The organism is Bacteroidota bacterium (assembly GCA_040388375.1).
GTDB lineage: Bacteria > Bacteroidota > Bacteroidia > UKL13-3 > UKL13-3 > JAAFJM01.
Map to the genome: position 1 here is coordinate 56,017 of JAZKBU010000005.1, position 14,124 is coordinate 70,140.

Below are 14,124 nucleotides of genomic sequence, written 5' to 3' on the forward strand. Positions count from 1 at the left end.
AAAAAAGTATTTTACTACATGTACAAAACTGAACATGCCACCAAAAAGTATTTTACATATAGGGTAAAAACCGGGACAGTATGAAAAAACTATTTTTACTATATGGTAAAAACTGAACATGCCACTCAAAAGTATTTTACATGCATGTATAAAACTGAACATATATGAAAAACATGTTTTAGATACACATTAGAAATTGAACATATACCAAAAAAGTATTTTATATACATGTATAAAACTGAACATATATGAAAAACATGTTTTTGGTACACATTAGAAATTGAACATATACCAAAAAACTATTTTAAGTATATGGTAAAAACTGAGCCTGTCACCCAAAAGGTTTGTCTTATTAAATTGATATAAACTTAAAAGTATTTTTAGTTTTTGGATAATATTCAATATGCTTAGGATCTAAAAGTAAACTTGGTTGGAGATTTTTAAATAAATGATAATAATCTAAATTTTCTTTGAATTTATAATCATTAGTTTTATCAATTCCAAGTGGACTTATACAGTTATAGAATAGGACTATCAATTGAGAATTTGAAAGTTGTGCTTGGATTAAATTAATATAATATTTTTCGTCTTTATATATTTCTTTTCGTTCTTGTATTGCAAACTCAATTGTATTATTAATGTATCTAAAAAAGTGTCCTAATTCACTATTAGTCTCTAAAAAGAATTCTCTGAATAGATAGCCAACATATTCTTGTTCATTTAGAATATCTCTCCGTAACCATAGCTTTAAATCTTTATGGAATTGACCCTCACCATGCGCTAAACTATATTCACTATAAAACTCTTGAATTGTTTCAATTGTAATATCCTTTTTGTCTTTATTAAATACATCTTTATGATTATTTATTATTGGTAGAATAGCTCTGTTTTGAAGTTGATAGTTTCTTTCCATTTGCTGAAATGAGACATGTTCTACATCAGTGTTATCTAGTTCAAATACGGCATTGTAGAAAGGTTTCATGTTTATGATCAATCCAGTAAAAAAGTTTTTATTATTAATATCTTTAAAATCTTTACTTAAACTATGTATCATATCTAACATTTTAAAAAAGGTAGACTCAAATTGTTGCTTATGCAAATAACTTTGTTGTAGTTCCAGTTGCTCTCGTGTTTTCTTTAATTCAATTTCCTGTAAGTCATAAGTTTTTCTTATATATATAAGGGCAATAGTCGCAACAAGAGTTCCAATAATACCTCCAATAAAACCACCTAGTCCTCCAATTGAGCCAAATATATCTTCATGAGGATTTATAATTTTTATAGTCAAAACTATTTGAACTATTATGATTGTTATAATTATACCAAGGGCTATTAGTATTTTATCAAGAGGGTTTTCATGTTTGTTTTTCATAAGTTAATTTCAAGGCTTATAACAAATATATACTTAGCAATTCCTCTGGCAAGAGCAGAAACACTCTTTTTTATCAATCTAAATATTTAAAGTTTAGCTAATTTTCTTAGCAGAAATTTCCCTTACAAAATAAATTTTTAAAGTATCATTGCTACATGGTAAAAAACAAAGAATCATTTACCGATTTATTAGCCAAACTCAATACGCAGCAAGCCGAAGCCGTTCAGCAGATAGAAGGTCCTATGCTGGTAATAGCCGGGCCGGGAACGGGTAAAACCCAGATACTGGCTACCCGTATAGCCAATATACTGGAGCAAACGGATGCGCATGCAGAAAGTATATTGTGCTTAACTTATACCGATGCCGGTACCATAGCCATGCGCAAGCGCCTGTTAGATATTATAGGCACCGATGCCTACCGCATAGATATATTTACCTTCCATGCTTTTTGCAATACCGTTATACAAGATAACCTGGAATATTTTGGGGTACGCAGCTTAGATGCCATCAGCGAGCTGGAACAGATAAAATTTGTACAGGATATAATAGACGATTTTGCAGCCGACAATCCGTTAAAAAGATATACAGGCGAAATATATTACGAGACCAAACGCCTGCTTAACCTGTACCAGGTAATGAAGCGCGAAAACTGGTCGGCAGAACTGATTATAGTTAAAATAGAGGAGTACCTGAACGAGCTGCCAACCCGCGATGAATTTATATACAAACGCAATGGCAAAGGCTACAAGGCTGGCGATATAAAACAAGCCGCTTACGATAAGGAAGTACAGAAAATGAATGCCCTGCGTGCCGCAGCGCTTACCTTTAATACCTACCAGGCCAAGCTAAAAACGCATAACCGCTACGACTTTGCCGACATGATTCTGTGGGTGATAAACGCCTTTAAAAACGAGCCCAACATGTTGGCCCAATACCAGGAAAAATACCTGTACTTTTTGGTTGATGAATACCAAGATACGAGTGGAGCGCAAAACGATTTATTGTTTTTATTGCTCAATAATATAGAGCAGCCCAATGTATTTGCCGTAGGCGATGACGACCAGTCCATATTCCGTTTTCAGGGAGCCAACGTAGAAAACATAAGCAACTATATTAATAAATATAACCGGCAAGGTTTAGCCACAGTTACGCTTACCCAAAACTACCGCAGCAGCCAGCTTATATTAAATGCAGCCAAAGCTATTATAAGCCAGAACGAGTTGCGTTTGGATAGTGATAAGCTGTTGGTGGCAAGCAACCCAACTTATGCCGACTTGGCCATAAACCCTGCCATCTATGCGTATTACAATGCTGCCCACGAAAGCACCCATATAGCCGAACAAATAAAAGCCCTGCAAGATGAAGGTGTATTGTTAAGCGAAATAGCCGTATTGTACCATAAGCATGCGCAAGCCGATGATTTAATAACATGGTTGCAACACCACCAAATACCCATAAATACCCGCAGGCATGCCAATGCTTTTGACGAAGTGCTGGTGAAAAAAATAGTAACTATTTTACGTTATATCCATGCCGAATTAAACCGCCCCAACAGTGGTGAGCATTTGTTATTTGAAATATTGCATTACCAGTTTTTTAATATACCACCTATTGAAATAGCCAGACTGGCCAATACCATTACCCTTAAAAACAATACAGGCGATTACGATAAACCAAAGCTGCAATGGCGCGATGCATTGGTGAATACCTTTGTAAAAGCCAAAGTAGATTTACTCACCGAAAACAAAAAGACGATAGAAGCATTTACCAATGCATCTAACCAAATAGAAAAGTGGATAGGCAATGCCGTAAACTTAACCTTACAGCAGTTGGTAAAAGAAATTATAAACGACAGTGGCTTGCTGTTTGAAGCCCTGCAAAGCGAAGAGCGCACTTACAATATGCAGTTGTTGCATACCTTTTTCGATTTTGTAAAAAGCGAGTGCGCCCGCAATACCAAGCTTGCCTTAAAACAACTGGTTGAAACCATTGACCTGATGGAAAATGAAAGCGTAAGCCTGCCTACGCAAAAGCTGGTATACAACCCCAATGGCGTTAATTTTATTACCACACACTCCTCCAAAGGTTTGGAGTTTGAGTATGTTTTTATTATAGGCGCCAATGCCAACGTATGGGAAAAGGCCCGCAAAATGAGCACCTATTCCTTACCCGATACTTTGTTTGAAATATCGAAAGAGAACGATATAGAAGAGAAAAGGCGCTTGTTTTATGTAGCCATGACCCGTGCCAAAAAACAATTATCCATCAGCTATCTACTGCACGATAACAATGGCAAAGAATTAGAAAAAAGCCAGTTTGTAGCCGAGCTGGAAGAGTATGGAAACATACCCACCACCAGCTATACCGCCTCAGCCGAAGCCCTTACCCAATTTGAATTAACGGTATGGCAAAACCAGCAAATAGCTGCCCACAACGATTTATTTGCCAACGATTTTGTAGATGAGTTGCTCGATAAATACTCGTTAAGCGTTACCCATTTAAGCAGCTATTTAAAATGCCCTACCGCTTTTTATTTTAACAGCTTAATAAAAGTACCCGCTCCTTTAAGTGCCAGCATGACCTTTGGTAGTGCTGTGCATCATGCCTTAGAGCAATTGTTCCGTAAAATGAATGCCAGTGAGGAAAAACATTTTGCGGCCATTGAAGACATGGTAAAAGACTTTAACTGGTATATGCGCAGGTACGAGCAAAACTTTACCGCTAAAGAATACAAATTACGCAAAGAGTATGGCGATCAGTTTTTACCCAAATACTATAACCACTATATTAAAGACTGGAATAAAATAACGAGCGTGGAGCGAAGCTTGCGCAATGTGGTAGTAAACAATGTTCCTTTAAATGGTAAGCTGGATAAGCTGGAGTTTGACGGTAAAATAGTAAACGTGGTAGATTACAAAACGGGCAACTACGAAAATGCCAACGATAAGTTTAAGCTGCCCAATGCAGCCCAGGTAGCTACCGATGAAACACAAGGCAAAGAACCCAAGTTTGAAGATAAATACGGTGGCGATTACTGGCGACAAGCGGTGTTTTATAAAATACTAATGGATTATGATCAGTCGCCACAAACCAAAGACTGGCAAATGCGCACAGCTGAGTTCGACTTTGTAGAGCCCAACAAAAAAACAGGCGAGTTTAAAAAGATACGTGTCGCCATTACCCCGCAGGATATTGAAATGGTAATAGGGCAGATAGAATATGCGTATGCCAAAATAAAAGCCAAGCAGTTTAGCCAGGGTTGCGGCAAAGAAGATTGCCATTGGTGTACCTTTACCACAAACTACTATACCAATAAAAACAAAGTAATTGATTTAAGTACTGCTCACGAGGCCGCTGAGGAGGAAGGTTAATTGGTTGATATTGTTGAATGGTTATATTGTTAGTACTGAATTATAGTTAGGAGGTGTGCGTTGGCCCGACAAAAAAGCGAGCCGCGCATCAGGCCCTGCGCGCAGAAGCATTTTTTTGTCTAGACTTTTTGCTTACTTTTTTGTCAATGAAAAAAGTAAGATATTAAAAAACGTTATGAAGCTATCGGAACAATCCTTTTGATAATAATAGGGAAAGGCAAGTGATTGAAATGGCTTCACTGCGTTCGCCATAACGTATGTTGAGCGTAGCCGAAACATATTTTTTGTGTTCTCTTCCGATAGCTCCCGATAACTATCGGGACGGAATTCGCTCGAACTGACTAATAATTAAAAATTTTATTGATACAATAAGTGCTAAACTAAAACACTTTACTGGCTATGGCTTTGGTTGTTTCAGCCAAACCCATGGTATAATAATGCAATACAGGCGTACCTGCCGCTTTCAACTCTTTCGATTGTTGAATAGCCCATTCAATACCCACTTGTTTTACCGCTTTGTCGTCCTTGCATTTTTCCACTTCGTTGGTCAATGCTTCCGGTAAATCAATATGGAATACTTTAGGTAAAATAGACATTTGCTTTTTAGTAGTCAGTGGTTTTAAGCCCGGAATAATTGGTACCGTAATACCCATATCGCGTACCGTTTTTACAAAGTCTAAAAACTTCTCATTGTTAAAAAACATTTGCGTAACAATGTACTCAGCCCCTGCATCTACTTTGGCTTTTAACCATTTTAAATCAGAGCTCATATTAGGCGCTTCGTAATGTTTTTCAGGATAACCCGATACCGATATACAAAAGTTAGACTGACTGGCATTTTCCAAATCAGGGTCTAAGTATATGCCGTTGTTCATGTTCTTCACCTGGTGCAACAGCTCCAACGAAGTTTTGTTGCCATCAGGCTCAGGCGTAAAGTTGGGTTCGTTTTTAATATTATCCCCACGCAATACCAATACATTGTCAACGCCCAAAAAGTTCAATTCAATTAAAGCATTTTCGGTTTCCTCTTTGCTAAAGCCGCCACAAATTAAATGAGGTACTGTATCTATTTTGTATTTATTCATTAAAGCCGCACAAATAGCTACCGTTCCCGGGCGTTTGCGGGTATATACCTTATCAAATCCACCATCGCTTCTTTTGCGCAATACATACTCTTCGCGGTGGTAAGTTACATCAATAAAAGCAGGCTTAAACTCCATCAGCGGGTCAATACCGTTGAAAACAGAATTAATATCTTTACCCTTTAAAGGCGGTAATATTTCAATGGAAAATAAAGTGCTTTTAGCGTTGTTGATGATATCGGTAACTCTCATGAAAGGGGATTAATTGGACAAATGTATAATTACTTCACTTATATACCAGTAAATTTTATAGCAATAGGTTTTTTATATTGATAGATAGCTTGTTTTGTTATGAAAAGGGGTGGGGAAGGGGGCTCGAACTCAAAGGTCAATTTGAGCGGAGTTGCTTTCCGTGGTAATGTCTTCTGAGCAAGGGCTGTGTTTGGTGTTGTTGAAGGCCGTATTGTTTTCTATAATTACTACCAACTTTATGCTCGCGGACTTATGCAGTTGCCAATTACGGAACGAAAATCTGTCAACCAAGATAAAAAATAATGCAAAACTAAATGCTGAATTTAAGAGTGATAACGGCAACTGCGCAAGATTGCTGTTAGCTGCTGGTTTTTCTTTCAAATTTCAAGTCTGCCGCTTTTAATAATTGTAAAAAACGTCCAATTTCTGTTGATTCTACTGCGGTATTACTAGGGTCATTTTGTATGGTTGTAATTATAGTTTCTAATGTAAGAAATTCAATTTTTACTTTAAATCCTTCTTCTCCGCTCAAACTGTCAAGAAAAAGTTGGTTGTTACAAAAGTCATTTACATATCTGCTATTGTTTAATTTTGTCACAGCTATAATATAGTTAAATTGTTTTTGTTTTGTCTCTTCGAATATTTTGTTTCTAAACGCTTTTGACCAAATAGGGTCAGTCAATTCACGAAAAGATTTCCAAACTTCTCGCCCACTTACTTTTGTCGAGTGCTTCTCAGGGTCAGATAACCAATGCAAATGTTTCTCAACATTAAAACCACCCTGCCAAGATTTGCAAGTAACAACATTAGTTGTCTTTTTTTGTAAGTTGACCGAGAGAATGTCAATGTCTGAGTGAACACTATATTTGTTTTTTTCTTCTTTTTTTATTGAGCTTTGGTCAGGCCGATATTTTACATTGTGTTTTGTAAAAGTTGCAACTTGTCTTAAAAAGTAGCCGTCAATTAATTGTTCTAATATGTCTTCTTTCATTTTTCGTGTCGTGTTTAAACTTGGAGCTGCATCTACCCGAAGGGTGGGATTTATACCACAAAACTATCTTTGGAACACGAAACCCCACCTTTTTGGTAGGCGCTGTTGCGCGTTCGTATTACTTTCACCTGCTAAGACTGTCGTTCCATTGATGCAGAAATATCATTTAAAATGTCTGACATTTCTTGAAGGCCTATTCTGTCTCTTTGTATGCATGCACGAATTAACAATGTCATATCTTCAATTGGAATTTCGCTCGAACCATGAGGACTGAATTTGCCCTCTTCATTATAAACTGCTCTTCTAATAGATTCAGTTTGCTCGTCTACTGGATTATTTTCTGTCCAAGTAGAAACTCCTATTTGAATTTCGTGATTATCAAGACTAGGATGTGGAAATGCTTCTCTTACTTTCATAGAATTTTATTTTTTAAATTAATATTGTTATTGCAATCTTTGTGTTCGTGTTACTTTGACTATAATGCGGTGCAGTGACAAGTCAGTACATCTTGTGTATTATTTTAGCTTTGTGTAACTTCTATTGCAAATCTTGCATTATATGCTTTACAAATACAAGAGTATAAATACCCTTTTTTCGTAGTATAAATACTCTTTTTTTATACCCGTTGTTATGAAACAAATAGGTGTTTGACTTTTATCCTATTTGTTTTCAGTCATTTAAAGCCACATAGGTACAAGCAGTTCTATTTAGCCAGGCAAAGCGGGTTCTTGTTTAAATATATTTATATATATAGGTTTGGGGATAATTGTTCTATACAATCATTAGATATAATGAAGAAAATAACTTTAATCTTAGTAGCAATAACTTTAACAGCCGCGTTTGGTATGGCGACTGTTTACCTGCGGACAAGCAATGCGAAACAATTGCAGAATGACCCAATTGAACAAATTGCAACTGCAAGTTTTCAGGCAGTTGAACAAGACAACTCAACACTAGCAATTCCTGTAGACACAAGTAAGGTTGCACAATCAAGGAACTCTGATGATTGTTTTACTTACGAATGTGCCTATCAACAATACCTTGCTATGTTGGAAGGCAAGAAACCTTTAGACTTTAAACGTGCTGTTTTTATATACGAAAACACGTATTTGAAAGGAGCTTTAGATTATGCCGAGTTTTCAAATCATTTTACAACGGTTGCACAAAAACTAAACGATTACATCAATAAAAAAGGAATTGCTTCATACAAAACAGCAGCACAATATGCCATTTTTAGTTATATGTATGAGCCATCTTACCTCAATGATAGTCAGGTTTTCAAATACGATTTCAATGATTTTTTAGGTGATAAAGACTGGACAAATATGTTTGTAAGCAAAGTAATGAAAACAAAAATGGGTAACTGTCACGGATTACCTTACTACTATAAGTTACTTTCAAACGAACTTAAAGCCGAATCATTTTTGGCTATTGCACCCAATCATATGTATATTAAACACATTGATGAAAATGGAAAATGGGTAAATATTGAACTTACAAACGGACACCTTTCAAGCGATGCTTGGATGATTTCCTCAATGGGAATTTCAGCAGAAGCAATAAAGAAAGGCATTTATATGGATGGCTTATCAGAAAAAGAATCTATTGCTTTATGCCTTTGGGATTTGGTGATGGGTTATGAAAAAGATAACGGCTATGACGATTTTGTTTTAAAGTGTTGTAATACCGTAATAAAATATTACCCAACATGTATTACAGCACTAATGACAAAACAAAATTGCTTACAATTTATTGGCAAAAAGCAGCAAGCAGAAGCAAAGAAAAAAGGTATTAAGAAAAACACACCCAAAATGATTGCAACATACAAACAATTCAAAGCATTAAACCAACAAATAAAAAAACTGGGCTACCGGGAAATGCCTCAGGACTTATATGAACAATGGATTAAGTCTGTTGAAAATGAAAAACAAAATACAACAACCAATAATAAAAACTAATAAATTAGCAACATGAAAAAGGCGATAATAATTTTAGTTTCATTAAGTTTTGGCTTCGCCAAAATTTATGCTCAAAATGATAACCCTTATTCTGTTTTCGGTTATCAGGGTAAAGTTTTAAAAACTCCGGAAGAAGAAAGCGGAAGGCAATATTTGTTTCTTAATACAAACGATACAACTCAAAAGTTAAAGACAATTGCTTTCAATACAAAAACACAGTCGATTGAATACATAGACCACAATAATGTTATTTACAAAACTGATAGTTTACTACCAACCTTTGTGCTTCGTTTTTTAAGCACGGACCCACATGCAAACAAATATCCGGGAATGAGCCCGTATAACTTTGTTGGTAATATGCCAACAAGAGCCATTGACCCAGACGGAAAGGATATTTATATATTGTTTTATACAAGTGGAAATAAAAGAGGAGATGAAATGTTTAGAGCATCAGCTTTAACTCGACAAAAAGACATTGAAAACAGCAAAGGATTTGACCCTTCAAAGGACAAAGTTGTAGTTTTAGCCGTTCAAGATATGGCTTCAATTCAAAAGCAAGTTAATAATACAGTAAAGACTTTTAGCTCTCAATACGGACAAACTCAGGAATTTAGTATTTGGTCACATGCAAGTCTTGACGGTCCAACGGGAACGGCACCAACGAGTTCAAATGCACTTGATGGAAAGCAAATGACAACTACTGGTTGGGGTAATATTAACTTTAATTGGAAAAATAATGGTGCAGGAACAAATGCAAATTTTTTCGGCTGTAGAACCGGAGTGAATGGAGAACAAGTCGTTGATTATGGTGCTGGATATGGTTCTGGAACACAAGCAACACCATCTTTTGCAAACAAATTGTCTTCTCTTTCTAATTTTAATAATGTAAATGTTGCAGGTCAAACATCTTTTGCCTACCCTTCGGCTTTTACTAATTATAGACAAAATTCAGAAAATGGTGCAGACAATTTTATAAACAGTGAAAGTAATGGAATGGTTTATTTCCAAAGAACATATATGGTTGGAGGCAATCCCAGTTTTATGGGTCTTAACACTGATGCAAGCCAAACAACTGCTTATCCCATGCAGACAAATGTAAATGGACAAACAACAGGAACAGCAACGCAACAAGGAACTACTAAAAAGCCATGATAAAAAAAATATTCTTCACCCTTTTGATATTGATTGTAAGTTTTATTGTTTTTCAATTACTCAACCATTTAGTAATTGAAAAAATTATTATTGGAGACCCATGTGAATACGATACAGAAGGAAATGAAACAGGTAAATTGTTTAACTTGTTTTATACCATATCATCCAATACAGGCTATCATCCGGAACCATCATTGTTTAATTTTTATTTTACTACTATATTGAGTACTGTAATAGGTTTACTCGTAGCATATAAACGACTTTGGAAACCGACAGGAAAAAGAAGTACGAATGCCTAGTGGAAGGAAGTTTCTTCTTAGAACAAAAGCATTGCAAAATTTAGTACCCGAAGCCAGAGTCGAACCAAGTATGTTTTTCTTAAGTCAATCATAAAACCAACCAATTTGTGATGGCTTTGTGTTCTACTATTACATTACTATCGCTGCATTAATTAGTTTGTACTTATTATAAACGCTACACGTCTATTCTTTTGTCTGCCGTCTTCGGTATCATTGGTTGCAATGGGTTTTAAACCGCCAAATCCGGTAAAGGTAATATGGCTTTGGTTTATTCCATTTTTAATTAAATAATCAGCCACAGATTTTGCCCTTGCCATAGAAAGATTTTTATTGTGATGCTCATTTCCAATATTGTCTGTATGTCCGCTTATTTCAATTTTATGAGTAGGGTTCAATTTTAAATATTTCACCAACCTATCTAATTCTGCATAAGATTGTGAAAGAAGTGTGCTTTTATCATTCTCAAATAGTATGTTTTTAAGGATTATATTTTCCCCAATTTTAGGTGTTAATGGCTCCGTTGTATTTTGCTGAAAGATATCTCCTCCCTTAATATCATCCATATGAACAAAACCATCTCCTCTAATAAATAATCCACCTGGCTTTAACTCCGGAATATCAATCGTAATGGAGTTGATAAGTGTTTTACCATTTGAGCCATACAATTTACCAGTTACATTGGTAGCAGTATTGAATCTTATTTCAGCTCTATACCATACACCCATTCGGTATGATTGATTGACTGATTTTAAAATGGGGTTTGTATAATTAGGGCTACTAGCAAAGTGCATAGTATTGGTACTTGGATCTATACATAAATAGAAAGCCTTTGAAGCATCGGCTCCAAAACCAAAGTGAACCCTTGATGGTATTTCAAAACGCTGCCACCAACTAATTATTTGTCCTTGTGTTCCTATTTTTATATCAGTACGAAACATCAGCTCACTTGAATTTCTAAGTCCAAATTTACCTGTATGTGCAGAAAGCGATGTTTTTTTAGAAATAACATTGTTTTTATTGCTTGCATTAACCCAAGGTGTCCAAGGCCATGAATCAGTAGTTTCAAAATTTTCTATAGTGGGAATATTCTCGTCACCTTGTCCGAAAGCTTTGCTACATAAACAAAATAGCAAAATCAGGATTAGTAAGTTTTTGTTCATTGTCATGGGTATTTAGTACATACAGAAAATGGTACTCGGAGTTGGAGTCGAACCATGCATATTCTCATCAAGTCGAACCTATTTATGGTCGGTGAGGACACCAACCATGGGCAGTCAGTATTATTGTATAAACAACAGCTTACCTACTATCGATTTACTGCCATCTTTATTAGCGGCATAAACCACATACACACCTGTTTCTACTTTACTGCCTGCAAAGTTGCGTCCGTTCCATATAGCAAAGCCTCCGTTAGATGTTGTTTCCGCTACCAGGTTACCTGCCACATCGGTAATTTTTACATTTACATTCTCCGCCAATCCTTTAATAGAAATATTGCCGTCAAAACCTGGCTTAATAGGGTTCGGGTAAATCTCTACCCCTTTAAAGCCTTTATCTGCTTCGGTAGCATCGCCCATATAGCTGATAATACCTTTGGCCGTACCAAAAAATACTTCGCCTGTATTGTCGTTAATGCCTATACTTATAATAGCATTATCCAGCAAGGGACTGTTTTTAATGGTAAAGTTTTGCAATACGGTATAACCATCAGGCGATACCAGCCAAACACCATTGTTGGTACCTATCCATTTACGGTTGGCGCCATCTACTTTTATGCTGGTAATGTTTTCACCACCTAAAAAGTTGGCGTATACCAAACCTGCTTTTATCACTATTTGTCTGGAGTCGTACGACTGGCCGTTGTTTTCAAATATTAAATCAGGACTGCTGAAAATACACAAGCCATTGTTAGTACCTACCCACATTTCGCCTTTCCTGTCTTTGCTGATGCAGTTAACCTGGTTACTTGGCATTTCGCCATTGCCTTTTTCTTTGGTCAGTACTTTGTAGCTGTCGTCACCGGTGTTTAATAAATCTTGCCCGTGGTTATAAACCAACAAACCTCCGTCACGCGTATGGGCTATCCATTTATTGTTTAAATCGTCAATGCTGATGGCGCTTACTGCATTGTTACCACCAAAGGCACTACCTACCGAAAAACATTTTAAAGTACCATCTGTGGTGAGCACACAAACAGGTTGTCCGCTTGAGTGGTTGGTTAACCATATATTATTGTCAACGTCCATAGCCAAACCGGCTACACGGCAACTACCTGCAAATACTTCCTGCAATGCACTGTTGCTTTTGTTGTAAACGGCTTCCACTTTCCCGGTCGGGTCCATTTTTACCAAACCGCCACCATACGATGCACCATATAACTTATTGTTATAAGCATCGTAAGTAAGGTTTAAAATATCCCGAATAGAATCAGGCGTAAGGGATAAAGCAGAATTATTGGGATTAACGGTATTGCTCCAAGTGGTGCCATCGTATATATATATGCCATTGTGGTTAAAACCTTCGTTAAAAGAGGGTGCGTAACCACCGGCTGCATACATCAATCCATTGATAAATTTAAAATCCGTAGCCAAACTTTTTAAAGGTCCGTTAGGGGCTATATAATCAATGCCGCCAAACTCGCCACCCGGAAAAAGCTGTAAGCCATAAGAATCGTCAATAGTGGCAAAGCGGTTGTTAGGTAAAACCAAAGCTGAGTTTTTATAGGGACTGCTTGTTTTATCCAATACATTATCAGTATTAATGGTGCTTACAAAGTTGGAGTCAGTAATAACCAACTTGCTGTTATAAACCTGTAAATCGTTTACCACTTTAATGGTTCCGCTGCTTACAGGGGTCCAGTTGTTGGTATCGTATTCCTGTAAAGTACTGTCTATTTCGGCATAAACTTTATTGTTAAAAGTTTCTATTTTATTGCTTTTGGTTGAAGCTTTAATTTTAGTCCAGAAAGTAAAGTCGCTTAAATTACCGGTGGTTAAGTTAGCTCTGTATATTCCATCAATACAGCTTGCATAAATAAAATTATTTAAAATGGCTATATCCAGTATTTCTATAGTGCTGCCGTTAGGGCCAATGTTTTGGTACGAGTCAAATATCTGCGCTTTGTTAATATCAATAACGGTAATGCCAAAGCTACAAGCAAGGTAGGCTTTGCCATTGTAAAAAGTAACATCGTTAATGGCTTTTTTACCAATAATATTGCGTTGGTATATTTGTGGCATATTGGTAACCTGTCCGTTTACCATTAAATCAATATTGCTGTTTTGGTACACAATAAACAGCATGCTGTTTATTGCATTGGCACGTAACAGGCGAACCTCCACATCAGAAAGTCCTTCGGTTTTTGAAATACGCTCCGTTTCGCGGGTGCTTTCATTGTAGCTGAACAAGCCGCTGGCTGAGCCACAATACACCGTACTGCCTAAGGCCGCCACCGCATTGTTTTTTAAATAAGGTAAATGTACGCGCCATGAGCCCAAACCGCCTTTGTTTTGAGCGGTAGTGAATAGGGGTAAGGCAAAAATTAAGTATATGAAAAATCTTTTTATCATTCAGGTGCAATTACGGTAAAGTAGTTAGCAAACGTAAATTCAATCAGTTTATTTTACAATAATATAAAAGTAAACTGT

Annotated in this window: 10 protein-coding genes; 4 read left to right on the forward strand and 6 right to left on the reverse strand. The window is 36.4% G+C overall.

Going from position 1 to position 14,124, the window contains the following annotated elements; genetic code table 11:
- Window positions 1-352: 352 nt before the first annotated feature.
- On the reverse strand, window positions 353-1,372 hold the full coding sequence (locus V4538_07945; GenBank protein MES2380957.1) for a putative phage abortive infection protein: 1,020 nt from the start codon (window positions 1,370-1,372) through the stop codon (window positions 353-355).
- A 155-nt stretch (window positions 1,373-1,527) separates the two neighbouring features.
- Here V4538_07945 and V4538_07950 point away from each other — a divergent pair, with 155 nt between their 5' ends.
- Entirely contained in the window at window positions 1,528-4,743 is a 3,216-nt protein-coding gene (locus V4538_07950) for an ATP-dependent DNA helicase (protein MES2380958.1), read from the forward strand.
- Window positions 4,744-5,123: 380 nt separating this feature from the next.
- On the opposite strand, the gene metF is transcribed toward V4538_07950, so the two are convergent.
- From metF to V4538_07965, 3 genes are all read right to left on the reverse strand, one after another.
- Window positions 5,124-6,077, reverse strand: a complete 954-nt coding sequence (gene metF, locus V4538_07955) for a methylenetetrahydrofolate reductase [NAD(P)H] (protein MES2380959.1) — start codon at window positions 6,075-6,077, stop codon at window positions 5,124-5,126.
- Between the two features lie 358 nt (window positions 6,078-6,435).
- Window positions 6,436-7,068: a hypothetical protein gene (locus tag V4538_07960; protein ID MES2380960.1), complete on the reverse strand. Its 633-nt coding sequence runs from the start codon at window positions 7,066-7,068 to the stop codon at window positions 6,436-6,438.
- A 131-nt stretch (window positions 7,069-7,199) separates the two neighbouring features.
- Complete coding sequence (locus V4538_07965) at window positions 7,200-7,484, reverse strand: hypothetical protein (GenBank protein ID MES2380961.1); 285 nt, start codon at window positions 7,482-7,484, stop codon at window positions 7,200-7,202.
- Window positions 7,485-7,859: 375 nt separating this feature from the next.
- Between V4538_07965 and V4538_07970 the strand changes: the two genes are divergently transcribed.
- Genes V4538_07970 through V4538_07980 form a run of 3 tightly spaced genes read left to right on the forward strand, consistent with a single transcriptional unit; the run spans window position 7,860 to window position 10,477 of the window.
- Complete coding sequence (locus V4538_07970) at window positions 7,860-9,026, forward strand: hypothetical protein (protein MES2380962.1); 1,167 nt, start codon at window positions 7,860-7,862, stop codon at window positions 9,024-9,026.
- A gap of 12 nt (window positions 9,027-9,038) precedes the next feature.
- Window positions 9,039-10,178: a hypothetical protein gene (locus V4538_07975; protein MES2380963.1), complete on the forward strand. Its 1,140-nt coding sequence runs from the start codon at window positions 9,039-9,041 to the stop codon at window positions 10,176-10,178.
- Complete coding sequence (locus tag V4538_07980) at window positions 10,175-10,477, forward strand: polysaccharide biosynthesis protein (GenBank protein ID MES2380964.1); 303 nt, start codon at window positions 10,175-10,177, stop codon at window positions 10,475-10,477. The genes V4538_07975 and V4538_07980 overlap by 4 nt, the downstream gene beginning before the upstream one ends.
- A 152-nt stretch (window positions 10,478-10,629) precedes the next feature.
- Here V4538_07980 and V4538_07985 read toward each other — a convergent pair whose 3' ends face one another.
- On the reverse strand, window positions 10,630-11,637 hold the full coding sequence (locus V4538_07985) for an OmpA family protein (protein MES2380965.1): 1,008 nt from the start codon (window positions 11,635-11,637) through the stop codon (window positions 10,630-10,632).
- A 120-nt stretch (window positions 11,638-11,757) separates the two neighbouring features.
- Complete coding sequence (locus V4538_07990) at window positions 11,758-14,046, reverse strand: two-component regulator propeller domain-containing protein (GenBank protein MES2380966.1); 2,289 nt, start codon at window positions 14,044-14,046, stop codon at window positions 11,758-11,760.
- Window positions 14,047-14,124 lie beyond the last annotated feature (78 nt).